Origin of the sequence: Nocardia sp. NPDC059240, from assembly GCF_042753865.1 — a bacterium.
In the GTDB taxonomy this organism is placed as follows: domain Bacteria; phylum Actinomycetota; class Actinomycetes; order Mycobacteriales; family Mycobacteriaceae; genus Nocardia.
In genome coordinates this window covers 166,795-192,439 of record NZ_JBHZAC010000008.1, presented here as the reverse complement: position 1 = coordinate 192,439, position 25,645 = coordinate 166,795, and the positions used below count along the sequence as shown (strand labels likewise).

Here is a 25,645-nt window from a genome sequence, read left to right as displayed (position 1 = left end):
CCCACGGTGGTGTGGAAACGTGACATTGTGGGAGTCACCAGCGAAGAACGTTGTAACCAACCCGGGTAGCTATCACCGTGAGTCCGCAGGATCGGAGTCGGATGGAAATGGTTGCGCAGACCCCTGTTTCACAGGCCCAGGTGCCGGGCACCGAGCTGCTGCGGCCGCAGTGGCTGGCCGAACGGATCGCCGACATGGGGATCAGCTGGGGGACTGCCAACACGCGGGTGTCGGGGACGCTGTGGTGGTGCATGGCGGCGTCGTCGCTGGTGGACCCGATCGTCGCGGCGGTGGCGAGTGGACAGCCCGCCTTCGACCCCGCCCTCGAGCACATCAGCCTGGAGGTCCGGCCGGACGGCGGTGTGGAACGGGTGATCCCGGAGCCGCACGCCTATACGGTGGCGCTGGCAGCGGGCCTGATCCCGCCCGGTCCGACCCCCGTAGACCTCGCCGACTCGCCTGCAGAGGTCGTCGATTCCGCGTCGGCAGGCGTGAATTGCGGCCACCCGGAGCCACATTCGGCGGCTTGCTGCACGACCACCCCGATCGGGCAGGCGCTGCGCCACACGCTGTCGCGGGTGATCCCGGTCGTCGCCGAGGTCTCCGGCGCGGGTGTGCCATCCCTCTGGGCGATCGTGGCCGACGCCATCGGCAATCGTGCGCTGGATATCGGTGCGGCCGAAGCCGGTGCCCGCCTGGCCCGCGATGTGGCCGGCCGCCTGCCCGTCCCGCGCTTCCAGGACGTCGGCGGCCGCACCTTCGTCCGCCGCATCTCCTGCTGCCTCGTCTTCGAGGTCCCGGGCTGCGAAATGTGCACCAGCTGCCCCAAGCGTCCCGCCCCGGAACGCGAGGCCAAGCTCGCCGAACTCGCCGCCCGCGGCTGACGACCGCGACACCGCCCGGTCGAAGGCGGTATCGGTGCGAGTTACGACCGCGCGCATCCGGTTTCGGGTCCGCGCTGCGGCCGCCGCGGCCATCGGGCCTGATGGGCAGCGGTCCGCGGGAGTCACGGGCCGCGCGGCGGCGCGGCGGGGCCGGTCCATCGGCACGAGGTCGCGGGCGTGCCGATAGAGTGGTTGCCGCCGGAGCTATGTGTTTCGTGACCGGCCACGATCGCGGGGAGCACGTTCCTCGCACCAGACCTGGCGAGACCTCTCGCCTATGACAATGCCAAGGAGTGCGCAGCCGTGACCACCTCAGCCCAGCAGACCCCAGTCGCCCGCGTCCGGGTTGCGGCCGGGACGACCGCCGGGGCCGCGGTGCGCGAGGCGGACCTGCCGAGCAAGGGACCTGCCGCGGTGATCGTCGTCCGCGACGACGAAGGCGCGCTCAAGGATCTGAGCTGGACGCCCGACGTCGACACCGAGGTCGAGGCCATCACCGCCGATTCCGTGGACGGCCGCAATGTGATCCGGCATTCGGCCGCGCACGTGCTCGCGCAGGCCGTACAGCAGGAGTTCCCCGGAGCCAAGCTGGGCATCGGCCCGTACATCAAGGACGGCTTCTACTACGACTTCCAGGTGGACAAGCCGTTCACCCCGGAGGATCTGACCAAGCTGGAATCCCGGATGAAGAAGATCATCAAAGGCGCGCAGCGGTTTTCGCGCCGGGTGGTCGAGGTCGAGGAGGCCCGCGTCGAGCTGGCCAAGGAGCCGTTCAAGCTGGAGCTCATCTCCGATAAGTCGGGCATCGACGATCCGGAGGTCATGGAGGTCGGCGGCAAAGAGCTGACCATCTACGACAACCTGGACCCGCGCACCGGCGAGCTGATCTGGGCCGACCTGTGCCGCGGCCCGCACCTGCCGACCACCAAGTACATTCCGGCGTTCAAGCTGACCCGGTCGAGTGCCGCCTACTGGCGTGGCGACCAGTCGCGTGAGGACCTGCAGCGCATCTACGGCACCGCGTGGGAATCCACCGAGGCCCAGGACGAATACCTGCACCTGCTGGAAGAGGCCGAGAAGCGCGATCACCGCAAGCTGGGTCTCGAGCTGGACCTGTTCTCCTTCCCCGACGAGCTGGGTTCGGGCCTGCCGGTGTTCCACCCCAAGGGCGGCATCATCCGCAAGGAGCTCGAGGACTACTCGCGTCGCCGCCACATCTCGGCGGGCTACGAGTTCGTCAACACCCCGCACATCACCAAGGGCCACCTGTTCGAGGTCTCCGGCCACCTGGACTGGTACCGCGACGGCATGTTCCCGGCCATGCACCTCGACGCCGAACTCAATGAGGACGGCTCGGTGCGCAAGCCCGGCCAGGACTACTACGTCAAGCCGATGAACTGCCCGATGCACAACCTGATCTTCCGGTCGCGCGGGCGCTCGTATCGTGAACTGCCGCTGCGCATGTTCGAATTCGGCTCGGTCTACCGTTACGAGAAGTCCGGCGTCGTCCACGGCCTGACCCGGGTGCGTGGCATGACCCAGGACGACGCGCACATCTACTGCACCAAGGAGCAGATGCACGCGGAGCTCACCTCCACGCTGCAATTCGTGCTGAGCCTGCTGCGCGACTACGGCCTCGACGACTTCTACCTCGAGCTCTCCACCAAGGACCCGAAGAAGTTCGTCGGCTCCGACGAGCTGTGGGAGGAAGCCACCGAGACGCTGCGCAAGGTGGCCACCGACTCCGGTCTGGAGCTGGTCCCGGATCCGGGCGGCGCGGCCTTCTACGGCCCGAAGATCTCCGTGCAGGCCAAGGACGCGCTGGGCCGCACCTGGCAGATGTCCACCATCCAGCTGGACTTCAACCTGCCCGAGCGCTTCGAGCTCGAATACACCGGCAGCGACGGTGCCAAGCACCGCCCGGTCATGATCCACCGCGCGCTCTTCGGTTCCATCGAGCGCTTCTTCGGCGTGCTCACCGAGCACTACGCGGGCGCGTTCCCGGCCTGGCTGTCGCCGGTACAGGTGGTCGGCATCCCGGTCGCCGAGACCTTCGCCGAGCACCTCGACGGTGTCATCGAAGCCCTGCGCGACAACAACATTCGCGCCGAGGTCGACCGCAGCGACGACCGCATGCAGAAGAAGATCTTCAACCAGACCGCACAGAAGATCCCCTTCCAGCTGCTCGCCGGTGCGCGCGACGTCGAGAACAACGCGGTCAGCTTCCGCTTCCGCGACGGCACCCAGGTCAACGGGGTGCCCGTCGCCGACGCGGTCGCCACCATCACCGACTGGATTCAGCGGCGCGAGAACGCATCTCCGACCGCGGAGGGCTTCGAGATCCGCAAAGGCGATCAATGAGTGATTGGACCGTGCCCGGACCCGACCAGATCGTGGACACCGGTGCCGGGGATCCCGACCGCCTGCAGCGGCTGTGGACTCCGCACCGGATGTCCTACATCACCGGTGAGGCCGAGGAACGCAAGGTGCCCAAGAAGACCGGGCACCCCTTCACCGACATCCCCGAGATGTCGGACGAGGACGGGCTGATCCTGGCGCGCGGGCAGTGGGTGTACGCGGTGCTCAACCTGTACCCGTACAACCCCGGCCACACCATGGTGGTGCCGTATCGCCGGGTCGCGAACCTCGAGGACCTGACGCCGGAGGAGAGCGCCGAGCTGATGGCGTTCACCCAGCAGGCGATTCGCGTCATGAAACAGGTGTCGCGGCCCGAAGGCTTCAATGTCGGACTGAATCTCGGTGGCGTTGCCGGTGGTTCACTCGCCGATCACCTGCATCAACATATCGTGCCGCGCTGGAGTGGAGACGCCAATTTCATTACCGTCGTCGGCGGAGTGAAGGTGATGCCACAGCTGCTGCGCGAAACGCGGGCACTGCTGGCACAGGCGTGGAAGGAAGCCGACCAGGCATGAGCCGGAGCAACAGCACGGAAGGACGACGGGTAGCGTGCTGAGCTTCTTCGGTCGCGAGACGTTCGCCAAAGCGACTGCGCCCCTGGGCAAAGCGCTGGTGAGCACCGGGCTCACCCCCGATGCGATGACACTCATCGGCACCACCGCCTCGATCGCGGCGGCGGTGACGTTGTTCCCGGCCGGTCACCTGTTCTGGGGAACCATGGTGATCTGGCTGTTCGTCATGTTCGACATGCTGGACGGGGCCATGGCGCGGGCGCGCGGCGGCGGCACGAAATACGGTGCCGTGCTGGACGCCAGCTGCGACCGAGTGGCAGACGGCGCCATCTTCGCCGGACTGGCCTGGTGGGCGGTGTACCACGAGAACTCCAAGCACCTGTTCGTGGCGACACTGGTGGTGCTGGTGACCTCGCAGGTCATCTCCTATGTCAAGGCGCGCGCCGAGGCGTCCGGCCTGTCCGCCGACGGCGGGCTCATCGAGCGCCCCGACCGTTTGATCATCGTGCTGGTCGGTGCCGGATTGACCGGCATCGGCGGCTATTACGGCATCGAGTGGCTGTCCTACGCGGTCTACGCCGCCATGTACGCCCTCGCCGTGCTCAGCATCATCACCGTCCTGCAGCGGGTGCTGGCGGTGCGCAATTCGCCCGGTGCCCGCGACATCATCGCCCCCGTGGCGAAGGCTCCGGAGGAACCGCAGCGGTGAGCACCGATTTCACGTCCGCGATGACCGACAAGGCGTACGCGGCCGGTTGGCGTATCGTGCGCGCGCTGCCGGAAGGCATGGTGCGCAAGGGATTCGACGCGGGAGCCAACTTCGCGGCCCGGCGGGCGAACAAGAAGGCGCATCGCGGGCAGCCGAACATGTTGCGGCGCAACATGGCACACGTGCTGGGTACGACCCCGGACGCGGTGCCCGACAGTCTGATCGAGGCCGCCATGCGGTCCTACGCCCGCTACTGGCGTGAGGCGTTCCGGCTGCCGTCGATGGATCACGCGGCCTTGGGTGCGGCACTGCACGTCGAGAATGCCGACCGGTACATCGATGCGGCGCTGGCGGCGGGCAAGGGCGTGCTGCTGGTACTGCCGCATTCGGGCAACTGGGATATGGCGGGTGTCTGGCTGGTCCAGAACCACGGCCCGTTCTCCACGGTCCAGGAGCGTTTGAAGCCGGAGTCGCTGTTCGAGCGGTTCATCGAGTACCGGGCGAGCCTCGGTTTCGAGGTGTTCCCGCTGACCGGCGGTGAGCAGCCGCCGTTCCCGCAGTTGGCCGACCGGCTGCGCGCCAACAAGGTCGTCTGCCTAATGGGGGAGCGCGACCTCACCGGAAAAGGCGTGCCGGTCACCATGTTCGGGGAGCCGACCTGGGTGCCGGCGGGTGCGGCCAAGCTGGCACAGGAGACCGGCGCGGCGCTGCTGCCCGTGCACTGCTGGTACACCGTCGAGGCCGACGGGCGCGAGGGCTGGGGCATGGAAGTCTTCGCGCCGATCGATGTGTCGCAGGGCATCGCCCCCGCCACCCAGGCGCTCGCCGACGTGTTCGCCGCCAATATCGCCGCCCATCCCGCGGACTGGCACATGCTGCAGCCCGTGTGGAAAGCTGATTTGTCGCAGGCTCGGTTGGAGCGCATCGCGGCCGCGCAGGCGAAACTCGGGTATGCGGAACCGGTGGCGGACACTGGTTCCGAGGGCTCGGAAACAGGGGCGCTATGAAGATCGGCATGGTCTGCCCGTACTCGTTCGACGTGCCGGGCGGCGTGCAAGCGCATGTCGTGGAGTTGGCGCAGGTGCTCATCGAGCGCGGCCACAAGGTGAGCGTGCTCGCGCCCGCCGCTGACGACACACCGCTGCCCGACTTCGTGGTGTCCGCCGGTAAGGCCGTGGCGATTCCCTACAACGGGTCGGTGGCGCGACTGTCCTTCGGACCCACCGCTTATACGCGTATTCGGCGGTGGATCGCGGAGAACGATTTCGACGTGCTGCACATCCACGAACCCAACGCGCCCAGCCTGTCCATGCTGGCGTTGAAGATCGCCGAAGGCCCGATCGTGGCGACCTTCCACACCTCGACCACGAAATCGTTGGTGCTCAGCACTTTCCAGGGCGTGCTGCGGCCGTATCACGAGAAGATCAGCGGCCGGATCGCGGTGAGCGAGCTGGCGCGACGCTGGCAGGTGGAGGCGCTCGGCGGGGATGCCGTCGAAATCCCCAATGGCGTGGACGTTCCCGCGTTCGCGCACGCGCCGTTGCTGGAAGGTTATCCGCGGCAAGGGAAGTCGGTGCTGTTCCTGGGCCGGTTCGACGAGCCGCGCAAGGGCATGGACGTGCTGCTCGGCGCGCTGCCGGAACTGGTGCGGCGGCACCCGGGCCTCGAAGTGCTGATCGTCGGGCGCGGTGACGAGGACCGGCTGCGGCGCGAGGCGGGCGAGAATGCCGGGCATCTGCGCTTTCTCGGGCAGGTCTCCGACGCCGAGAAGGCTTCGGCCATGCGCAGCGCCGACGTCTACGTCGCCCCCAATCTCGGCGGCGAGAGCTTCGGCATCGTGCTGGTCGAGGCCATGGCCGCCGGAACCGCCGTCGTGGCAAGCGATCTCGACGCTTTCCGACGCGTGCTGCGGGACGGTACCGCGGGCCGGCTGGTCCCGGTCGGCGACTCCGAGCGTCTCGCCGAGGCCATCTCCACCATGCTCACCGACGACCAGCAGCGCGAGGAATACATCCGCACCGCCAATCAGGTTGTCGGCGAATATGATTGGCCGGTCGTGGCCGAACAGATCCTGCGGGTCTACGAGACCGTCACCGTCGGCGACATGCGTGTCCGGACCGCCGGATGATCACCTTCTCCGCGACCACCATCCTGGTCCTCACCCTCATCGCGGCGCTGCTCATCACCGCCGCCGTCTGGGCCTACAGCACCGCCAACCGCCTCGACCGGCTGCACGTGCGCACCGACCAGGCCCGCCACGCCCTGGACGCGGCCCTGGCCCGGCGCGCGGTGGTGGCCCGCGCGGTCGCCACCATCCTCGCCGGACTCTACGACCCGGCCCTGGTGGAGCAGGCCCGCCGCCTCACCGCGCTGGCCGACCGCGCCGAACGCTCCAACTGGCGTGACCGCGAAACCGTCGAAAACCAGCTCGCCGCAGCACTTTCCGCCGTCGACATTGCCCTGCTGCCCCCGCAGCTGGTGGCCGAACTGGCCGACGCCGAGGCCCGCGTCCTCATCGCGCGGCGCTTCCACAACGACGCCGTCCGCGACACCCTCGCCCTGCGCACCCGCCGCCTGGTCCGCTGGGTCCACCTCGCCGGTACCGCGCCGCTGCCCACCTACTTCGAGATCTCCGAACGCGTCACCGCTGCCGCCTCAACGGGTTTGGACGTCGACACCGTTCGTACCTCCGCCCGCGTCATCCTCGTCGACGAGAACGACCGCGTCCTGCTCCTGCAGGGCGTCGACCCCAAGGTCCCCGACGTCCCCTTCTGGTTCACTGTCGGCGGCGGCGTCAACCCCGGAGAAACCCTGCGCGAGGCCGCGATTCGCGAACTCTACGAGGAAACCGGCCTCGCCGCCGACTCCTCCGCCCTGCGCGGCCCGCTCTGGCGTCGCGTCGCCGTCTTCCCCTTCAACGGCGAACTCATCCGCTCCGAAGAACTCTTCTTCGCCTTGCGCACCAAGAACTTCGAAGTGAATCCCGCCAACCTCGACTACGTCGAACGCCGCTCGATCACCGGCAACAAATGGTGCACCCCCACCGACATCGCCCACATCGATCATTCGGGCGAAACGGTGTATCCCTACCATCTGGATCAGCTGCTCCCAGAAGCGATTACAGCGGCGGACGCCGCCATCGACCCCGAAGTCCGTTCCATCCGCTGACCCGACTGATCAAGATCATCCGTCCGGTCGCGGGATGTTCACGCGGCTACCGGTGACAGGTGGCCGGTTGGTCATTCGAGGCTCATAACGTCCGCTCGGCATCCGGATGGTTCGGATGTGACGCCGGAATCCGGCGTCGGATAGCTCGGAGCGTTATGAACCACCCCGTGAAGCGGATCATCGGATCCGCGCTGGCGATCATGGCGATCGCCGGTAGCAGTGCCGGAGTCGCGGCCGCCGACAACACCAACGGCAATTTCCCGTGCCACGCGTCCCGCAAGGCCGTGTCGTTCTGCGACGCCAAGGTCGGTGACATCGTCGATGTCGCGATCGGCGATGTGAAGCCCACCCAGCCGTCCGTCGGCTTCGACGAGATCGATTACAAGCTCGGCCGTTACACGATGGGCAAGGACGCCATCAACAAGAAGTTCGACGACTGGTGCGCCGACAGCGGTCTGGTCGGTGTCGCTTCGGCCCAGCCGAACGCGACCCTGCGCGACGCCAAGACGTTCACCTGCCAGCTGCAGCCCGGTGGCGAGACCGCCGCGTCGCTCAACGACATCAAGACCGTCGTGGTCGGCCCGCACGGCAAGCTGTACATGGCCGACGGCCATCACGCGCTGAGTTCGTTCTGGGAGACAGCGGACGGCGGCCCGGGCATGCACATCCGGCTCAAGGTCGTCGGCAACCTGTCGAACCTGAACAAGTCGGCCTTCTGGGACACGATGGTGCAGAAGAACTGGGCGTGGCTCTACGACAACAACGACAAGCCCATCAAGCCGCACCAGCTGCCCCGCACCTTCTCGCTGAAGGACATGCGCAACGACCAGTTCCGCGGCATGCTCTACTTCGCCAAGGACGTCGGCTACGCCACCGACAACGCTCCCGGCTTCGACGAGTTCTACTGGGGCCGTTGGCTGCGCGCCCACCAAAACGACCCCAACCTCACCCTCGCCGGCCACATGGGCGACCTGCAGTCCTACCTGACCCTGACCAAGAACGTCTCCCAGGCCATGGTGGCCCTGGGCGCGAACACCCAGGTCAACGGCGGCTACACCGCCGGCCAGCTCGGCGCCCTCCCCGCCTTCAGCGACAAGGAATTCGCCAAGCTCTCCAAGCCCTACTCCGACCCCAAGCCCGGCAAGCTCGCCTACACCCTGGCCTACAAGGCCGCGCACTGACGCTCGCCCCCACCGGAGCTGCTCCCGCTACCGCGCGAGCAGCTCCGGCTCTATTTCCCTTGGTCGATACTGGAATCCAGTGCATATCATGGGCCGGTCCGCTTGGGGACGGGGAGCTGTGGAGGGACGGGTATGACGGGGCCGACGGGTGTGAGTGTGACCGACGATCGGTATGAGGAGTTGCTTGCCGGGGTTCGGCGGCGGTTCGAGGGCGCGGTCGGTGCGGGTACGGAGTTGTTCCGGGTGGCGTCGGAGGGGCTGTACGAGGTGTTTCTGGACGCGTTGAGTCCGGAGCTTGCGGCCGAAAACGCTTGTGGCACATGCCGGAAATTCGTTCAGCGGTACGGCGGGCTGGTCGTGGTCGACGCGGACGGGCGGGCCGGTTCGGCACTGTGGTCCGCGGAGGGGATGCCGCCGCAGTACGAGAAGGGCGTCGCGGCGCTGGCGGCCGCGGTCGAAAGTGCGCCCATTGTCTCGGTTTTCCGGGACGAGGCCACGAATTGGGGTCGCGCGGAAAAGGGTTCGTGGACGCATCTGGCGGTGACGCCGCCGGCGGCGATGGTGCACAAGCCTGCCGTGCTCGCGACGACCTCGCAATACGTGGCGGCGCGCAATGCCGATCGGGAGACCTTGGCGCGGGCGCTGGGGGAGTTCTCGCACGATGTCGTCAAGCGGGCGGTGGCATTGCTGCGCAGTGAGCAGTTGTATCGCTCGGATGCGGTACTGGGTGCGGGCACGTGGCTGCTGGATCTGCACAAGCGGATCGACGCGGTGAACGGCCGTGGCGAGGCCGCACAACGCAAGCGCGAGAACCTGATCTGGCTCGCAGCCGCGACGGCACCGGCCGGGTTTACCCACGTCAAGAGCGGGATGATCGGCACCCTGCTCAGCGATCTCGCCGAGGGACTGCCGTTCGACTCGGTGCAGCGCCGATTCGCGGAGAAGATGCATCCGCTGCAGTATCGGCGACCGACCGCCGCGCCCACCGCCACCATGATCGCGCGCGCGGAGAAGGTGATCGGCGACCTGCAGGCGGCGGGGGCGCTGGAGCGCCGCTTCGCGAAACTCGCCGACATCCGGCCGATGTGGACTCCCCGCCCCCGCCCGCAACGCTCCTCCGGCGGCGTCTTCGGCCACCTGGTCCCCGCCGAGAAGTCCGCTCGCACCACCGATTCCGGCATGTCCCCGATCGTCATGACCTGGGAGAAATTCCGCCGCACGGTCCTGCCCGACGCCGACCGCATCGAATTCGAGGTCCCCACCCGATCCACCACCTACGGGGCGATGGTGACCGCCGCCAACCCCGAGGCACCCCCGATCATCCAGTGGGACAACGAAACCCACCGTAACCCCGTCACCTGGTACCTCTACGTGGACGGCTCGACGCCTGCCCGCTGGGGCCTGCGGCCCGGCGAACTCCGTGACGTCACCGCCGTCGTCGCCCACCCCGCCACCTGGAACGTCGACGAGGACCGAACCCACCGCGAACAGAGCGTCATGTTCACCCTCGCCGGAACCACCGACACCGGCTACACCAAGGGCGCCGGCTTCTTCCCCTCCTACCTCCGCAGCGACCTCCACGAAATCCGCAAAACCCTCGAGGCCCACACCCTCGAAGCAGTCGTCGCCGGCCGCGACGAAGCCGAAGCCTGCGGCCTCCTCATCTCCAAAGGCACCATCAACCACACCTTCCACGTCACCACCGACACCCTCCGCACCCCCTACACCCTCGACCGCTGGGACTGATTTCAACCGGGGGCCAATCCGGGAGTGTCACCGCTCCGTATTACAGATATGTATTCCAGCAATGCGGTACGTTTGGGTGCTATGAAGGTCTCAACGTCTCTGCGGCTCGAGGAGGACTTACTCGAGCACGCGCGGTCTGTGGCCGGCCAGGACGGAATCAGCGTCGCGGCGGTCCTCGAGCGGATGCTGCGTGAAGACCGGATGCGCCGGGCAGTCGAGCATGCGGCCGCGATCGAACAGGCAGAAGGCCACACTTCGCCTGCCTACCTCGAACAATTGGCAGCTGAATACGCGGCTGTCGACGGCTCCATCGCCGCGCCGTGAGCGGACCTCGTCGCGGCGAGGTCTGGGCTTACCTTCCGGGTATCGCCGGACGCGCAAAGCCGTCGCACATCGGTGCTGATCGAGTTCTCATCATGTCCAACGACGCCGTCAACAGCGGTCCTATCGAGGTCGCAATGGGCGTGCCGCTGGTCACCGGTTACCGAGCCAGTTACCCGACGGTCGTCGATGTCGGGCACGTGGATGATGTTGCGGCTCAGGCCTTGCCGTACAAGATTCGACCGATTCCCAAGATGTGGCTCGTGACGCGGTTGGCCGTTGTCGATCCAGCAGTCGTCGAGCGCGTGCGGGACGCGATCATGGAATGTACGAGCGGCGGCTATCCACCTTTCGAGGATGCCTGACGGAAGCGCAGCCGGTCCGGTGGGTGGGATCGGGTACTTCTCAAGGGTTGCGGGCGAAGCGCGGATTCGGGTTGGGGTTGATACGAATATTGGGGTTGGTGGCTACTGCCACCGATGGGAGTGAACCCAGCTGGCCTGAGGCCTTGTAGACCACGGGGACGCCTCCTGCGAGTGCGTATGACACGTCGCCCTCGACGAGCCACTCACGTGCGCCCACATTGAAGACATACATCTCATCGGTCTCGACGATGTCCTTATCGTCGATGTGGAAGGTGCCATGACTCCACTTCGATCCGAAATGGTTGACCACCGTCTCGAATGCCTGGGTATACGTTGTGTTCTGGACTCCGATCGTCGTCAGGTCCGCGATGGTGGTGGGAGCTCGACCGAGTATCAGCGATTCGAGTGCCTCCGGGACCGGTCCGTAGGAGGCGATCCAATCGACCACGAGATAGACAACACCCGACTCGGACATGCCGAGGAAGAAGCGACCGGAGTCGAGCTCGCCGAGCGGCGCAATCGACTCGCCGATTTCTTCGCCCCATTCGGTGAACCTGTCGTCCTCGCCTTCGAGTAGGACGGGATCGAGTTCGAAGGGCACACGGGCGGCGGTGATACCGGACCCCGAGATATCGACGGTCAGGCCCCCGAATTCACCGAGGAATCGATCGGCCGCATCATTCCAACGGAACCCGCCCTGTTCCATCCTCTCCCGCCATGCAGTCGTGTCGATCTGCCTGCCGGGCCACCATCCCGAAACTCGAAGCACACGCTCGGTCTCGTACGTAAACCGTGTCACACGACCAACTCTGCCTTGCCGGCATCGCCTGAGTGGCCACTGGAACCGATCCGGTGGGTGGGATCGGATTGTGAAAGCTGGTATTTCGAATCTTGCGTCGGGTTACCGTGGGGCGGTCAACGGTGATCTGCGGCAAGGAAATACGGCATGAAGTTGATGTATGTGGTGTGGGGCGAGGGTGTCGGGGAGCGGCTGCGGGGGGAGGAGTTGCGGAAGGAGTTGGCCTCCGCCGGGGTGAGCGTGCTGCAGGTGAATGTGCGGGATGCGGACGTCGCGGCCGCGCAGGTGCGGCACAGCACGTATGAGTCGCCGGTGGATGCGGTGGTGAGTGTGTGGACCGATGGGGAGCATGAGGCCGTCACTGCCGCACTGCGATCCGTGGCCGATGACGTCAACGGGTGGATCGTGGAGGAGCGGTCGCCGATCGAGCCGCCGGAGATCGCGGATGGGGTGCGGATGGACGCGCTGGCCAATATCGCGATTCTGCGGATTCCGGAGGAGCTGACGCGGGAGGAGTGGCTGCATCGCTGGCATGACCTGCATACGCCGGTGGCTATCGAAACGCAGGCCACCTTCGGGTATGTGCAGAGCACGGTGAAAGAGGCCATCACTCCGGGCAATCGGACGGACGCGCTCGTCGAGGAGCTGTTCCCGATGGCGGCCATGACCAGTGCCCACGCGTTCTACGACGCCGGTGACGACGACGCCGAACTGCAGCGCCGCGTCACCCGCATGATGGAGAGCGTCGTCAGCTTCGGCGCGCACCTGAATCTGGATCTGGTCCCGACCAGCCGCTACCGGTACACGCTGAGCTGAGCAACCGCATCAGAGGAACCGCGAACTCGGTACCGGGCCGGGCGAATTCACCCGGTCCCGGGGGCCGGTCAGCCACGCGTCCCGGGTCACGGTGACCAGGCGGGCGAGGATGTCGTCCGGATCTGGCGGTGTCTCACCGTCGCCCGGGTCGGGCGTGGGGTCGGCGTGGACGATGTCGGCGGCGATCTCGGTGTCCGGGCGGGCGTCGCCGGGTTCGAGCACCATCTCACCGTCGATCAGGCGGCGCTGCGGTCCCCAGCCAGGCTCCACCATCTGTACCAGGAGTCCACTGATGTCGGCGGTGACGACCGGTGGGTTGGTCCAGCACGTCGCATGCTCGAACAGGATCTGGCCCGAGGCGCGTTCACGCAGGGTGACCGCCACCTCCGGTTCGAGATTGTTCAGGTCGTGGGCGACCACCAGGGTGTCGGGCCGACCGGGTGCGTAGGGCTCGGCCGGGAGTCCGAACAGTTCGGCGGCGGCCAGGCCGAGAATGCGATCGGAGTGGTTGGGCAGCAACGACACCGAGCGCGGAGTCTGCCCGGCGACACGCAGGATCTGGGCCGCACGGTCGAGCGTATTGCGGCACAGTGCCGGATTGTCTCCGAGGTAGGCCCAGCGGCCGTTCATGCCCGACGCGTACCCCCACGGCGAAACCGTCGCCAGATATCCGCCGGTCAGCGCGAAATGCCAGCCTCGCAGATCCTGGGCACCGAGTTCCCCGACGAGATCCGCGCGTTCCAGCATGCGCCGCACCCGGTCCCGTGTGGGCACCCAGCGCTCGTCGTCCGGCTCGGGCAGCCGCGCGAATTCCGCTCGGGCCCGGCCGAGATCACCGCTCATGATCGAGTTGTAGACCAGCAGATACCGCTCCGGCCACGGCCGCAATATCGACTCCTGCTCGAGCAGTGCGGCCACGGCCTCCCAATGCAGATGCTCGTCCTCGAGCGCGGTGACCAGCTCGCCCAGGGCCAGTGCGGGTTTGCTGGTGCCCCCGCGCAGCGCGGCCCGCAGCGCCGGGATCGCGGCGAACGACAGCCCGCGCTCGATGCAGTCGAAGCCGAAGAGCAGGAAGGCGTCCGGATCGCTGGACCCCGAGGCCACCACGGCCGCGGCCTTGCTCAGATCCTCGAATCCGGTGTACGCGGCCAGTTCCCGCGTGATCGCGGCGATCTCGGGCAGTGCGCCGGTACCGACGACGTCGCGGAGCACGAAGATCGAACCCCGCACATCATCGACGGCCAGCAGGCCCCGGACCTTTTCCAGTTTCTCAGTCATCGCCGTCGATCCTCGGGGAGGAAAGCGGTGTCCGCAAATGGGTTTCGCGTTCGAAGGGGTGATTCCCGAGGCCGTCTCGGATAAGGTCACGGGAGGTTTGCCGCGGTAACGAAGCGGTGGACCGTGTGTGGAAGGAACGTAATTCGTGTCATACCTGCTCTACGACTTCCTCGAGCCCTTGATGGGTTCGTCCGCGGCCGAGTACTGGGCGAAGATCTTCGTCGTCGGACCGCTGTAGATAGCGATCCGGTAGCCCCTGGAGTGTGACGCCGGCCATCCCGGGCAGACCAGCCAGTCCAGTCGTGTCGGACTGGCTATGAAGTGGCCTGGAAGGGACGCCTAGAATCGACCTGTTCGATTCCGAGCGTCCCGATTGGCCCACATGACCCAGGAGTTTGCCGTGACCACGCCCGACACCACCCCCACCATCGGAACCGCCCGCGTCAAGCGCGGCATGGCCGAGATGCTGAAGGGCGGTGTGATCATGGATGTCGTCACGCCGGACCAGGCGAAGATCGCCGAGGATGCGGGCGCCGTCGCAGTCATGGCGCTCGAGCGGGTGCCGGCCGACATTCGCGCCCAGGGTGGCGTGTCCCGCATGTCGGATCCGGACATGATCGACGGCATCATCTCCGCGGTCTCCATCCCGGTCATGGCGAAGGCCCGCATCGGCCACTTCGTCGAGGCGCAGATCCTGCAGTCGCTCGGTGTCGACTACATCGACGAGTCCGAGGTGCTGACCCCGGCCGACTACGCCAACCACATCGACAAGTTCGCCTTCACCATCCCGTTCGTGTGTGGCGCGACCAACCTGGGTGAGGCGCTGCGCCGGATCACCGAGGGCGCGGCCATGATTCGCTCCAAGGGTGAGGCCGGCACCGGTGACGTCTCCAACGCCACCACCCACATGCGCACCATCCGCGGCGAGATCCGTCGCCTGACCTCGCTGTCCAAGGACGAGCTGTACGTGGCCGCCAAGGAACTGCAGGCCCCCTACGAGCTGGTCGCCGAGGTCGCCGAGACCGGCAAGCTCCCGGTCGTGATGTTCACCGCCGGTGGCATCGCCACCCCGGCCGACGCCGCCATGATGATGCAGCTCGGCGCCGAGGGCGTCTTCGTCGGCTCCGGCATCTTCAAGTCCGGCAACCCGGCCGAGCGCGCCGCCGCCATCGTCAAGGCCACCACCTTCCACGACGACCCGGACGTGCTGGCGAAGGTGTCGCGCGGTCTGGGTGAGGCCATGGTCGGCATCAATGTGGAGGAGATCCCGCAGCCGCACCGCCTCGCCGAGCGCGGCTGGTAATTACCTGCACGACAAGCGAATACAGGAACCGCCGGTACCCGTCCAGGGGCCCGGCGGTTTTTTCATTGTGGGCGAGGGACTTTCGGCCCTATTGGGGTTGCGGGGTGGGTGCTAGATGTCAAGGACGGCAGACGCGAGGTATGTGGGCCGCGGGGGTCGGCCATACCACCGGCTACCTGCGTGCATACCGCCCAGCAAACTCAGCTAATTTTCTCGAACTGTACTGCGGCAAATTTACTGCCTGGTGTTATCTCGCTAGTCTTCGGATCGGTCACCGGTGAACAGTCATATTTCGCTCGTCCGGCAAGGAGCCCGCATGCTGGCAATCGACCAATTCACCTATGGGTGGCTGACCCCCGTTCTGGCCTACGTCATGTCCGTCACCGGGTCGTTGCTGGCGCTCCGGTGCATGGTGCGGGCGCGCAATCAGCAGGGGCATGGCGGCTGGATCGTGACCGGGGCGATCGCATTGGGCGGCACCGGCATCTGGGTCATGCATTTCATCGCCATGCTCGGATTCTCGGTGCAGGACAGCACCATTCGATACAACATCCCGATCACGCTGTTCAGTGCGGCGATCGCGATGGGGGTGGTGTGGCTGGGGCTGTACATCGTCGTGCATCAGCACGGGGAGGCGTTCGCGTTGATCACCGGCGGCACCATCACCGGACTCGGCGTCGGGGCCATGCACTACTCCGGTATGTACGCGATGAAAACCGATGCGGCCGTGCAGTACGACCCCTGGATCGTGCTGCTGTCGTTGGTGATCGCGGTCGTCGCCGCCACCGCGGCGCTCTGGTTCGCCCTGCATGTCAGCGGCATCTTCGCCACCATCGCCGCCGCCCTCATCATGGGCATCGCCGTGTGCGGCATGCACTACACCGGCATGTTCGCCATGCATGCGCACATGGCCGACCACATCCACTCGCCCTCCGGCGCACAACCCGCGCAACTGCTCGCGCCGCTGATCATCACGGTCAGCATGGCCACCATGATCATGCTCTTCCAGGTCGGCATCACCGAGATCGACGAGCCCGACCTCAGCCGCATCCGCGGCCAGTACGCCAGCCGCTTCTGGCCCGCCCGCCACACCGAGACCGACCCCGACGACGAGTACCCCACCGACAGCTACGAATCCCGCCATCGCCGGTGGTGACGGAGACCCGTTTCCGCTAGGCGGAGCCGGATTCGAGCAGTGCCTTGGCCCGGTCGAGTCCGGCCACCTCGGCGGTCATGGTCTTCTGGACCGGGCCGTTCATGAGGAGCTTCTTGAGGCCGGAGAGTTCGGCCGCGAGGGAGAAAGTCACTTCGGTGCCGTCGGCCGTGGGGGCGAACAGGTAGGAGACGGTCGGTCGAAGCGGTCCTGAGATGCCTTCGAGGACGACCTTCCGGTCGGGGACGTAATCGGTGATCCGGACGTCGGCGGAGACGCCGCGGCCGCCGGGGCCGGAGACCGTCTGGCGGTAGACGGTGCCCACGGCGGGCTCGCCTTCCGCGGTGATCTCTTTGACGCCCGAGCGCCATTGGGCACTGTTGGTGGCGTCCGCGAAGTACGCGAACACCTCGCCGATCGGCCGTGCGACGGTCACCGTGCGTGATGCGGCAGGCATGGTCAATCCTTTCGCTTCGACAACTGCGATTCGGACCTCTCAGCCTACGACCGTGCGACCCGCGCGACCGCGGATCGATCTTGTGCGACCCCTAACCGATACGCAGCGCCGGGCGGTCCGGATGATCCCAGGCGACCAGCAGGTCAGGGTCCTGGTGCTGTCCGCGCTGATATTCGAGCAGGCCGTCCACCGTGAACATGTCGGCCGGATCGGTGCGGCGGCGCAAGGCGCCCTGCGACATGTGCAGGGCGATGGTCAGATCGAAGTCGAGGCCGCGGCCGAGCAGCATGGGACCCGCGAGGAACAGGATGGTGTCCGGCAATGCCTGCCGGACCCTGGCGCGGGCGGAGCGGTCGGCGTGTTCGTCCCACAGCGCCGGCAGGAACCGCCCCGTGTCCCGAAGCGGTTTGAGCACTTCACGATTCACGGCCGCGTAGTCGAACCAGCCGGTGCGGTAGGTGAATTCGCTGTCGCGATCGTATTCCAGTCGTACCGAGGCGGGCCGCACGAAATCGTGCAGCGACACCACGTCCGCGCCTCGACCCCGCGCGCGCAGTCGCTCGGCGGCACCCCGGGCCACCGTGAGCGGGTCGGCCGCGTCCGCACCGTCGACGGCGATCACCGCGTATCCCGGCGTCCCCATGGCCCGTTCGGCGATCAGGTCGAGCAGGGCGTCGGGGGAGAGGGCGGTGAAATCGGGCACGAGACCATCATGCTCGAGGTCTCGTGCCCGGGATCGCCGGGTCAGCGATATTCGGCCAGCCGCGGCCGTACTCCGACGAGGACCAGCACCGCGAACAGCACCGCGGCGCCGTAGGGCAGCCAGGCGTCCCAGCCCGACAGATTGTCCTCACCCCGGGCGATCGCGGCGTCGAACGCCTGCTGATTGATCTCGATAGTTCCCTGCAAAGCCTTGTCGTAGGCCGCGAAATGGTCGTTGGACGCGCCCGTGTCCAGGGCGATAGCGGCTCGCAGATCGCTTCCGGCCAGCCCGCGCAGAGTGTGGTCGTCGTGCTGGTACGCCTGGTAGGCGACGAGGCTTCGCAGGGCCGCGTCGTGCTCCCCGAGGAAGGTGAGGTTGCGGAATTCCTTGCCGAGGAAGGAGTTCTCGCCGACCGTCACCGGGCCGGTCTTGGTCACGGCGACGACCTTGTCGACGCTGCTCGAGTAGTCGTCGATGCCGTTGGCTGGGGTCCCGACCAGCCGTTGCGACTTGTCGAAGTAGCTCTGCTGGTAGCTCGGCACGTGCGTCGGATCGAGCAGGAACCGGCTCTCGTCGGCATTGGCGTCGTAGCTCAGCGCCCGCGCCTGGCGCAGTGCCAGCAGCGAGTCGAACGCATCCTGCTTGGCGATCGTGAGTTCGTGCGCCGCAGCGGCATTCGCGGTGTATCCGCTGAGCAGCAGGGCCGCGGCGAGCACGGTGGTGGCCGCGACCGCCGGATTGACCCGGCGGCGCAATGTCACCCGCATGACGTATTGCAGCCCGACCAGCACCGCGAGCAGCAGCACACCCAGCACCGCAATGCGGATCCGCGCGGCGACGGTGGTGTGCTCACTGTTCTGATACGCCTTGGTCAGCACCGTGTTGTTGGCGTCGGCCAGCTGCTGGGCCCGCTGCAGCAGGTCCGGCACCATCCCGGTGGCCGCCCGGTAGGACTCCAGCGTCCGCGCTGACGGCTGTCCCGCGGCGCCGTGGTCGATATCGGCGAGCTGAATGGTGTCCGCGGCGGCCGCCTGGTACTGCCCGAACCGGTCGAGCAGCTCCCGGATCTGCTGGGAGGCAGCGTTATCGGTGGCGATGGTCATGGCCTGCTGCAGGTCGCCGTCGGCCTGTACACGACGCTGGTCATAGGTGCTCAACGCGTTCTTGCGCACCGTGGCCAGGCTCGAATCGTCGCCGGCCAGCAGCACATCGGCCAGCTGTGCGTCCATATCGGCGAGGGCGAAGTACAGGTCCTCGGTGGCGGTCACGGTCGGCGCGGTATGGCCGCCGATGACCTGGATACCGCGCTTGGTGGAGCGGGCGTCGGCGGTCATCACCAGCGCCGTGATCACCGTGAGCAGCACCGCCACCACCGCGAGCAGCCGGATCCAGCCGGGCGTGTCCGCCCGGGTCGGCAGCAGGGCGCGGACTCGGGCGAGCGGGCCGGGGGCGGCGTCGGTGCGGGGAGCCGGGGGACGGGTGAGCATCGTCGTCATGACGCGGGGTCCTGCTTCACGGTGAGAGTGGTCCACGCGCCCAGGTGGATTCGGTCGCCGGGGCACACCGGCACCGCCTGCCCGCGCGGGATGGGATCGGCGGCCGCATTGACGCGGGTGCCGTTGGTGGAGCCGAGATCGATGATGGCCCAGCGGTTCTCGGGCTGAGCGACGAACAGCACGTGCAGGTGGGAGATGCCCGGATCCTGCGGGGGCCCGGTCAGATCGATCTCCGGATCGATCCCCTTGGACGCGCTGAAGCGGCCCACCCGCACCTGCCGGCCGGCGAGCGCGAAGACGCGTTCGGGGCAGTATGCCGGGAATTCCACGTCGTCGTCTTCGGCCCGCATGCTGTCGAAATACTCGCGGTCGGCGGAAACGGTTGCCGTCCAGGCCGATTGCACAGGCAGGGGCACGGGCACGGGCACGGCAACCGGTGCGACGACGGTCGGTGCGAGCAGCGAGACGGTCGCGGCGGGCGCGCTGCCTGCCACGAAGTCGTAGCTGCAGCCCTCGCAGAACCGTCCGGTCTGCGGTTCCCCGCACACCGGGCAGGGCGCGCCCGCGGGTTCCGCTGCGGGCGTGGGCTTTTCGCCCGCTCCCATGAGTAGTCCGCAGATGTCGCAGTAATCGTCGGCCGCCGAATCGTGTCCGGCCGGACAGCTCGCCATCGAGTCCCCCTTCACCGCTTGTGCACGCGGGAGGTCTTGGTCGACCGCGTATCGAGGGTCATCTCATCGGCCTTGGCGACGGCGGACTTCAATCGCACCGTCCCCGTGCGTGCGTCGAGCACGTCGACCACGCCCTCGAGCAGCTTGGCCGTGTCCTGATTGCCCGACGCCGCCGCGATCTGCACCGCCCGCCCGAGTTTGCGGGTGGCCGTGTCGAGATCGCCGTCGCGGCGCGCGGCCAGCCCCTCCTGGATGACGCCCGCCAGCTCGGCCTGCCCGGTGTAGTGGGCCACTTCGGGGCTGATCTTGCTGGACTGCACCACATCATCGGTCCACACGGCCTTGACCAGCCCCTGCCCGAGCACCTCGGCCTGATCGCCGCGGCCGCGCACCAGGGCGACCCGTCCGGCGAGCATCACATCGCCGACGGCGCCCGCCGCGACCTCGACGCAGATGTGGTAGTCGCGGCTCTCCGCCCCGCCCCAGGATCCAGTCGGGTATTCGCCGGTCTGCGTACCGGTTTCGGTGCGCCGCCCGGTCAGGTCCATCAGCGCGGGCGCGACCTGCTTGACGAACTTCACGCTCGCCCCGCGCGGGGTCCACAGCCGCAGCGAGACATCGGCGACCGCCTTGCCCATGGCGGCGGTGGTCATGGCCTGGAAGTCGGCCGCCAGATCCTTGGGATCGGCGACGATATCGCAGGTGCCCAGCAGCGCCGTGGAGACCTTGCGCAGTTCCGCGATCTCCCAGTCGGTGCCGACGCCGCGGCAGTCGCAGACGTAAACACCGGTGCTGGACGCGATTTCGGCATCGAGCTGTTGCGGGGTCTCGTGCTCGTCGCGCCCGTCGGTCAACAGGATGGCGTGGCGCAGGCCGTCGCGGGTGCCGAACAGCTGCCGCGCCAGCCGCAGCCAGGTGCCGATCGCGGTGCCGCCGCCGGCTCGCAAGTTCTGCACCGCGGCAATGGCATTGGCCTTGTTGCCGGGGGTGGCGGTGATCAGCGTCGGCGTCACCGGATACACCATGCGGGCCACATCGGTGCCCGCCACGACCGCGAATTCGACGCCGTCGCGCACCGCCGAAATGGCGGCCGCGGTGGCGTTCTTGGCGGCGGCCAGCTTGCCGTAGCTGTGATCCATGCTGCCCGAGCAGTCGACGATGATCACCTCGGCGGCCCCGCCGCCGACCGGCATCGCACCGCCGCCGGTCGCGGTCACGGTGACCACCGCGTTCACCCGGGTGGCGCCCGCGGGCAGGTACTCGTTCTGGAAGGTCTCGATCTGGAAACCCAAGGGCTCGTTCATGGTCAGTAGTTCCTCGAGAGTGAGCGAAACGGTGCGACGGCCACGGTGATGTTGTCGCCGCCACCGGCGGCCAGCGCGGCATCGGCGAGCTGATGGGCCGCGGCCAGCGGATCGGTGAGGGCTTGTGGCAGGGCAAGTTCGGTCAGGGTGGTGGCGGCCGGGAAGTAGTTCCACAGGCCGTCGCTGCACACCAGCACCACGCCCGGCCCGTCCGGGATGAACGTGCGGACATGGGGTTCGATGCGGTCCGCGTCCGCCCCGAGCCAGGCGGTCAGGGTGTGCGCGTCCGGCATGGACATGGCGGTCGCCTCGTCCACGCCGAGCTCCACCAGTCCGGCCGCGACGGAATCGTCGGTGCTCAGCTTGCGTGCCGGAGTGCCAGACGGTTCGCCGGTCAGCCAGTAGACGCGGCTGTCGCCGATGGACCCGACGGTGACCGCACCGCTGGTGACCACCGCGGTAACGATGGTGCACGACGGTGTGCGGTCACCGTTTTCGCCCAGCGCCGCTACCGCGTCGGCGGCCGCGCCGATGGCCAGGATGGTCGCCGCTTCGGCACCCAGCCCGCCGGTGAGCTCCGCGGCCAGCCGTTGCGCGGCGGTCGCGGCGGCACGGGCGGAGGCGTCGTCGGCGTGATCGGAGCTGGACACGCCGTCGCACACCACCAGGACGCGGACCCCGGACTCCAGCACCCGCAGCGCCATCGCATCCTCGTTGTGCGCGTGGCGTTTTCCACGATCGGTGACCGCGGCGACCACACCCAGATCCAGTTCGTGCCGATCGGGGACGGTCGCCACCACCTCGCCGGTCAGGTTCGCGCCGCAGTCCTCACAGAAGCGGTCGTCGTCGGCGACCGCGATCCCGCATTCCGGGCACACGCCGGTCTCCTCCGCTGTGGTCGTCATCACCCCTCGCATTCCCCTCACACCCAACTCAGAGGCCGAATCGCATTGGCCTGGTTGACCAGATCCCGCCGGGTCAGTTTGTCCGAGGACAGCCGGGCCAGTTCCCGATACCGCGATTCCAGCGCGCGGCGCAGCTCGTTGTCGTCGAAGCGGCAGCCCAGCACGGTGGCACCGGGTTCGACCGAGCGAGCGACGACCAGCACGCGGGCGGCTTCGAGCACGGCGATACCACGCCACGCCTTGTGTTCCGGATCCAGCGGCAGCGCCTCGAGCCGATGCCCGGCGGCCATCACATACCGTCCGAACCCGCCCGCCAACTGCGCCCCGAGCGCGGCGAGCTGGGCGGCGGTGTGATGGCTGGAGCTCGACGGCACCGAGTCGGCGGCCGTGATCGCGCCGTCGAAATCGCGTTCCTGCAGCCGGGTGCGTGCCAAACCGAAGGCGGCGCTGGGATACCCGTGGTCGGTGCGCCACACCTGTGCGTACAGCCGCGACGCCGCGTCGTGCTCGCCGGCGCACTCCCGGGCCGTGGCCAGCGCCAGCTGGGCGGCCGCCTCACCGGGCAGCATGTCGTACACGGTGTCGAAAGCGTCGCGCGCGGTGGTGAAGTCGCGTCGCGCCAGGGCCGCCAGTCCGCGATACCAGGTGATCCGCCAGTCGGCGTCCTCGGACTCCTCGAGGGCCGCGAGTTCGGTGAGCGCGGTGTCGATGTCGCCGGACTCGATGCGGGCGCGGATCAGCGCGAGGGCCACCTCCGGGGAGGAGATCGGCGCGGCCTGCAGCGCGGCCACCAGCAACGCCGGATCCCCGATGGAGGTGGTGGCCAGGAATCCGGCGGCCGGATCGGTGGGGTCCACCATCGGCACCGGCAGCGCCGCGGTGATCGCGTCGGTGGGCGGGGTGGCGGGCCACTGCTGCGGGTCCGACCCGAAAGCCGCGCGCTCCCCGCTGAATACGGTCGACAGCGCCGGGCGCGGTTGACCGTCCTCGGCCGCCACCACCTCGCGCAACACCCCGGTGACCTGTTCGGCCATTTCGGAGGCCGAGCCGAAGCGCTCGTTCGGGTCGGTAGCCGTGGCGCGTTCCAGCAACCGCCGGAACGACGGGAACTGCCCCAGCAGCGGCACTTCCGCAGCGGGCGGCAGCGTGTAGCGGTAGGCGCCCCGGTAGTCGAAGTTGAAGGTCAGCACGGCCAGTGTGCGGGCCACGGTGAACAGGTCCGATTCCACCGACGCGCCTTCGTCTTCCAGCTCGGGCGCACAGTAGCCGTCGGTCTTGAATCCGGCGCTGTCCTCGTCGTCGATCCGCCGCACCGCGCCCAGGTCGATGAGCTTGAGTTGCTCCTCGGTCTGGATCATGTTGTCGGGCTTGAAATCGCAGTACAGCAGGTCCATGCCGTGCAGATATCCCATGGCGGGCAGGATCTCGAGAATGTAGGCGAGCCCCTGCGCCAGCGGCATCGGCTGCAGCTGCCCGGCCGAATCCCGCTGGGAGCGGAGTTCTTTGAGCGAGGCCCCGCCGATGTACTCCATCACGATGTAGCCGACCGGCTCGTTGGTGCGCGGGTCGGGATGCTTCACAAAGTTGAAGATCTTGACGATGTTCGGGTGTTCCACCGTCGCCAGGAACTGCTGTTCGGCGAGCGCGGCGGCCAGGGCGTCGGCGTCGCCGGTGTCGAGCAGGCCCTTGAGCACCACCCAGCGATCACTGACATTGCGGTCGCGCGCCAGATAGATCCAGCCCAGTCCGCCGTGCGCCAGGCAGCCCAGCACCTCGTACTGCCCGGCCACCAGATCACCTGCGGTGAGCTTCGGAGTGAAGGAGTAGGCGCTGCCGCACTGCCGGCAGAAGCCCTCGGTACGCCCGGGCACGCCGTCGCGGCCGCGCCCGACCCGCTGATTGCAGCTGCTGCAGAAGCGTTCGTGCTCGGGCACCTGCGGATCCGACATCACCGCGGTCGACGGATCCCGGTACGGCACTTGCGGAATCTGCACCAGGCCCGCGCCCAGCCGACCCCGGCTGGATCGGGCGGTCCGAGTCGAGCGGGACGACGAGCGCGACGACCCACGCCGGCTCTGCCGCCCGGATCGGGAGGAACCCACTCCGGTCCCCGTCCCCGTCCGAGAACTCGGCGGCGGACCAGCGGCCACCGCCTGCGCTACGGGCGCGAGCCCGCACTCATCGCAGAAGCCATCCTCGATCGTGCCGCCACAATCGGGCCGCGAACACTTCGTCATCATCCTGCCGTCTTCTCGGAGATCGCCCGCTGATACTCGGCCACCGCCCGCGTGGCGGCGGCGAGATCACACGGCGCGGAATGCAATAGCTCATAGGCGCGCTGGTAGCACGCGTTAACCGCCGGGTCCTCGCTCAGCCGCAGCCGCGCGCCCTTGGCCCGGTAGGCGTCCACCCGGCCGCGCAATTCGTCGCGCCGATCCAACAGCGCCTGCGCCTGATCGCGCGCGGCATCGGCGGCGGTCCCGGCCTTGTCGATATCCCGGGCCAGGGCCACCACGTCGTCATTGAGCCGGGTCCAGTGCCCGCCGGCGTGATCGAGTCGGGCCAGCCGATCCCGCAGTGGGCCGGTCGGTTCCAGTGCGGGCGCGGTGAATCCGAGGATCTTCACGGAGGTGATCGCGGCCGCCGCCTGCGCCGCGCGGGCGACCGCTTCGGCCTCGTCGATGGCCGCGCCCAGCTGTGTCATCCGTCCGGCGACACCCGCACGGCGGGCCCGCAACTCCTCGAGCTTGGCCAGCACGTCGTCGAGATCCCGGGTCAGCCCGTCGGGATCGCCGTCGGCCAGCCCCAGCGGATCCGACATGCCCTGCGCGCGTGCGGTGTTCAACCGCGCTTCGACGGCATCCAGTCGCCCCGGCAGTGAATGGCCGACCTCGGCCAGCTCCAGTTCGTCCGCCAGCCGCCGCGCCTCGGCCAACCGCGCCCCTGTCCGATCCACACCCGGCAGAAAGGTCGACGACACCGTTTCGGCCGCCGCCGCCAGCCGCGCCACCTCCCGGTAGGCCGCGTTCATCTCGGCCACCAACTGCGCGAGCGTTATCGACCGGGTCACCGAGGCCGGGCCGAGCAGGTCCCGTTCGCCCAGCGGAATCGGTTGCGGCGCCAGCTCGACCGACGGACCACACAGCAACTCCGTCAACTCCGCCAGCTCCGCCGGATGCGGTCGGGCCCGCCGCCCGCGTACCTCGTGCGCCCGCGTGACGACCCGCTCCAACAGCCCCAACTGTGCCCACAACCAATCCAGCCGGGCCCGGCCCGCCGCCCATCGAGCGGCGCTGACACCTGTCAGCGGTACCCCGTCGAGAAACCGGACTCCCGGATGTTGCTCCAGCTCCGCGAGATTCACGCGGATCTCACCATGGTCGGCATCGAGCCGGGCCAAGGCCTGATCGACCTCGGCAATTGCCAACACTGGCACCCCCTGTTGCAGCGATATCC

The 25,645-nt window shown here is 67.9% G+C and carries 24 protein-coding genes; 14 read left to right on the top strand and 10 right to left on the bottom strand.

Annotation, left to right across the window (positions count from 1 at the left end):
* Window positions 1-101: 101 nt before the first annotated feature.
* The 11 genes from ACFXHA_RS28335 to ACFXHA_RS28285 all read left to right on the top strand — a co-directional run bounded on the left by ACFXHA_RS28335 (window position 102) and on the right by ACFXHA_RS28285 (window position 11,304).
* Window positions 102-884 carry a (2Fe-2S)-binding protein gene (locus tag ACFXHA_RS28335; protein ID WP_379361971.1) on the top strand — a complete coding sequence of 261 codons (783 nt, stop codon included), beginning with the start codon at window positions 102-104 and terminating at the stop codon, window positions 882-884.
* Window positions 885-1,187: 303 nt separating this feature from the next.
* Window positions 1,188-3,245 (top strand): threonine--tRNA ligase, encoded by a 2,058-nt coding sequence (gene thrS / locus ACFXHA_RS28330; RefSeq protein WP_379361969.1) that lies wholly within the window; start codon window positions 1,188-1,190, stop codon window positions 3,243-3,245.
* A complete protein-coding gene (locus ACFXHA_RS28325) occupies window positions 3,242-3,817 on the top strand; it encodes an HIT family protein (RefSeq protein WP_379361967.1) in 576 nt (191 codons plus the stop codon). Before thrS ends, ACFXHA_RS28325 begins: the two co-directional genes overlap by 4 nt.
* A 34-nt stretch (window positions 3,818-3,851) precedes the next feature.
* Window positions 3,852-4,523, top strand: a complete 672-nt coding sequence (pgsA, locus tag ACFXHA_RS28320; RefSeq protein WP_379361965.1) for a phosphatidylinositol phosphate synthase — start codon at window positions 3,852-3,854, stop codon at window positions 4,521-4,523.
* Window positions 4,520-5,530, top strand: coding sequence for a phosphatidylinositol mannoside acyltransferase (locus tag ACFXHA_RS28315; RefSeq protein WP_379361963.1), 1,011 nt, complete (start codon window positions 4,520-4,522; stop codon window positions 5,528-5,530). Before pgsA ends, ACFXHA_RS28315 begins: the two co-directional genes overlap by 4 nt.
* Window positions 5,527-6,651: a glycosyltransferase family 4 protein gene (locus ACFXHA_RS28310; RefSeq protein ID WP_379361961.1), complete on the top strand. Its 1,125-nt coding sequence runs from the start codon at window positions 5,527-5,529 to the stop codon at window positions 6,649-6,651. The genes ACFXHA_RS28315 and ACFXHA_RS28310 overlap by 4 nt, the downstream gene beginning before the upstream one ends.
* A complete protein-coding gene (locus ACFXHA_RS28305; protein ID WP_379362299.1) occupies window positions 6,651-7,691 on the top strand; it encodes an NUDIX domain-containing protein in 1,041 nt (346 codons plus the stop codon). The genes ACFXHA_RS28310 and ACFXHA_RS28305 overlap by 1 nt, the downstream gene beginning before the upstream one ends.
* A gap of 167 nt (window positions 7,692-7,858) precedes the next feature.
* On the top strand, window positions 7,859-8,872 hold the full coding sequence (locus ACFXHA_RS28300) for a ParB/Srx family N-terminal domain-containing protein (protein WP_379361959.1): 1,014 nt from the start codon (window positions 7,859-7,861) through the stop codon (window positions 8,870-8,872).
* Window positions 8,873-9,028: 156 nt separating this feature from the next.
* On the top strand, window positions 9,029-10,618 hold the full coding sequence (locus ACFXHA_RS28295; protein WP_379361957.1) for a hypothetical protein: 1,590 nt from the start codon (window positions 9,029-9,031) through the stop codon (window positions 10,616-10,618).
* 81 nt (window positions 10,619-10,699) lie between these two features.
* A complete protein-coding gene (locus ACFXHA_RS28290) occupies window positions 10,700-10,942 on the top strand; it encodes a hypothetical protein (RefSeq protein WP_379361955.1) in 243 nt (80 codons plus the stop codon).
* Window positions 10,939-11,304, top strand: coding sequence for a type II toxin-antitoxin system PemK/MazF family toxin (locus ACFXHA_RS28285; RefSeq protein WP_379361953.1), 366 nt, complete (start codon window positions 10,939-10,941; stop codon window positions 11,302-11,304). The genes ACFXHA_RS28290 and ACFXHA_RS28285 overlap by 4 nt, the downstream gene beginning before the upstream one ends.
* Window positions 11,305-11,344: 40 nt before the next feature.
* On the opposite strand, the gene ACFXHA_RS28280 is transcribed toward ACFXHA_RS28285, so the two are convergent.
* Window positions 11,345-12,103, bottom strand: coding sequence for an SUKH-3 domain-containing protein (locus ACFXHA_RS28280; protein ID WP_379361951.1), 759 nt, complete (start codon window positions 12,101-12,103; stop codon window positions 11,345-11,347).
* 147 nt (window positions 12,104-12,250) lie between these two features.
* Between ACFXHA_RS28280 and ACFXHA_RS28275 the strand changes: the two genes are divergently transcribed.
* Entirely contained in the window at window positions 12,251-12,919 is a 669-nt protein-coding gene (locus tag ACFXHA_RS28275; protein ID WP_379361949.1) for a hypothetical protein, read from the top strand.
* A gap of 9 nt (window positions 12,920-12,928) precedes the next feature.
* Here ACFXHA_RS28275 and ACFXHA_RS28270 read toward each other — a convergent pair whose 3' ends face one another.
* Window positions 12,929-14,197: a hypothetical protein gene (locus tag ACFXHA_RS28270; protein WP_379361947.1), complete on the bottom strand. Its 1,269-nt coding sequence runs from the start codon at window positions 14,195-14,197 to the stop codon at window positions 12,929-12,931.
* 400 nt (window positions 14,198-14,597) lie between these two features.
* Here ACFXHA_RS28270 and pdxS point away from each other — a divergent pair, with 400 nt between their 5' ends.
* Complete coding sequence (gene pdxS / locus ACFXHA_RS28265) at window positions 14,598-15,500, top strand: pyridoxal 5'-phosphate synthase lyase subunit PdxS (protein WP_379361945.1); 903 nt, start codon at window positions 14,598-14,600, stop codon at window positions 15,498-15,500.
* 316 nt (window positions 15,501-15,816) lie between these two features.
* Complete coding sequence (locus ACFXHA_RS28260) at window positions 15,817-16,656, top strand: MHYT domain-containing protein (RefSeq protein WP_379361943.1); 840 nt, start codon at window positions 15,817-15,819, stop codon at window positions 16,654-16,656.
* 16 nt (window positions 16,657-16,672) lie between these two features.
* On the opposite strand, the gene ACFXHA_RS28255 is transcribed toward ACFXHA_RS28260, so the two are convergent.
* The 8 genes from ACFXHA_RS28255 to ACFXHA_RS28220 all read right to left on the bottom strand — a co-directional run bounded on the left by ACFXHA_RS28255 (window position 16,673) and on the right by ACFXHA_RS28220 (window position 25,616).
* Complete coding sequence (locus ACFXHA_RS28255) at window positions 16,673-17,110, bottom strand: SRPBCC family protein (RefSeq protein ID WP_379361941.1); 438 nt, start codon at window positions 17,108-17,110, stop codon at window positions 16,673-16,675.
* Between the two features lie 91 nt (window positions 17,111-17,201).
* Window positions 17,202-17,813 carry a hypothetical protein gene (locus ACFXHA_RS28250; RefSeq protein WP_379361939.1) on the bottom strand — a complete coding sequence of 204 codons (612 nt, stop codon included), beginning with the start codon at window positions 17,811-17,813 and terminating at the stop codon, window positions 17,202-17,204.
* Window positions 17,814-17,854: 41 nt separating this feature from the next.
* On the bottom strand, window positions 17,855-19,309 hold the full coding sequence (locus tag ACFXHA_RS28245) for a hypothetical protein (RefSeq protein ID WP_379361937.1): 1,455 nt from the start codon (window positions 19,307-19,309) through the stop codon (window positions 17,855-17,857).
* Complete coding sequence (locus ACFXHA_RS28240) at window positions 19,306-19,980, bottom strand: FHA domain-containing protein (RefSeq protein ID WP_379361935.1); 675 nt, start codon at window positions 19,978-19,980, stop codon at window positions 19,306-19,308. Before ACFXHA_RS28240 ends, ACFXHA_RS28245 begins: the two co-directional genes overlap by 4 nt.
* Window positions 19,981-19,991: 11 nt before the next feature.
* Window positions 19,992-21,284, bottom strand: coding sequence for a VWA domain-containing protein (locus ACFXHA_RS28235; RefSeq protein ID WP_379361933.1), 1,293 nt, complete (start codon window positions 21,282-21,284; stop codon window positions 19,992-19,994).
* A gap of 2 nt (window positions 21,285-21,286) precedes the next feature.
* Window positions 21,287-22,189 (bottom strand): protein phosphatase 2C domain-containing protein, encoded by a 903-nt coding sequence (locus ACFXHA_RS28230; RefSeq protein WP_379361931.1) that lies wholly within the window; start codon window positions 22,187-22,189, stop codon window positions 21,287-21,289.
* Between the two features lie 17 nt (window positions 22,190-22,206).
* On the bottom strand, window positions 22,207-24,426 hold the full coding sequence (locus ACFXHA_RS28225) for a tetratricopeptide repeat protein (protein WP_379361929.1): 2,220 nt from the start codon (window positions 24,424-24,426) through the stop codon (window positions 22,207-22,209).
* Entirely contained in the window at window positions 24,426-25,616 is a 1,191-nt protein-coding gene (locus tag ACFXHA_RS28220) for a hypothetical protein (RefSeq protein WP_379361927.1), read from the bottom strand. Before ACFXHA_RS28220 ends, ACFXHA_RS28225 begins: the two co-directional genes overlap by 1 nt.
* Window positions 25,617-25,645 lie beyond the last annotated feature (29 nt).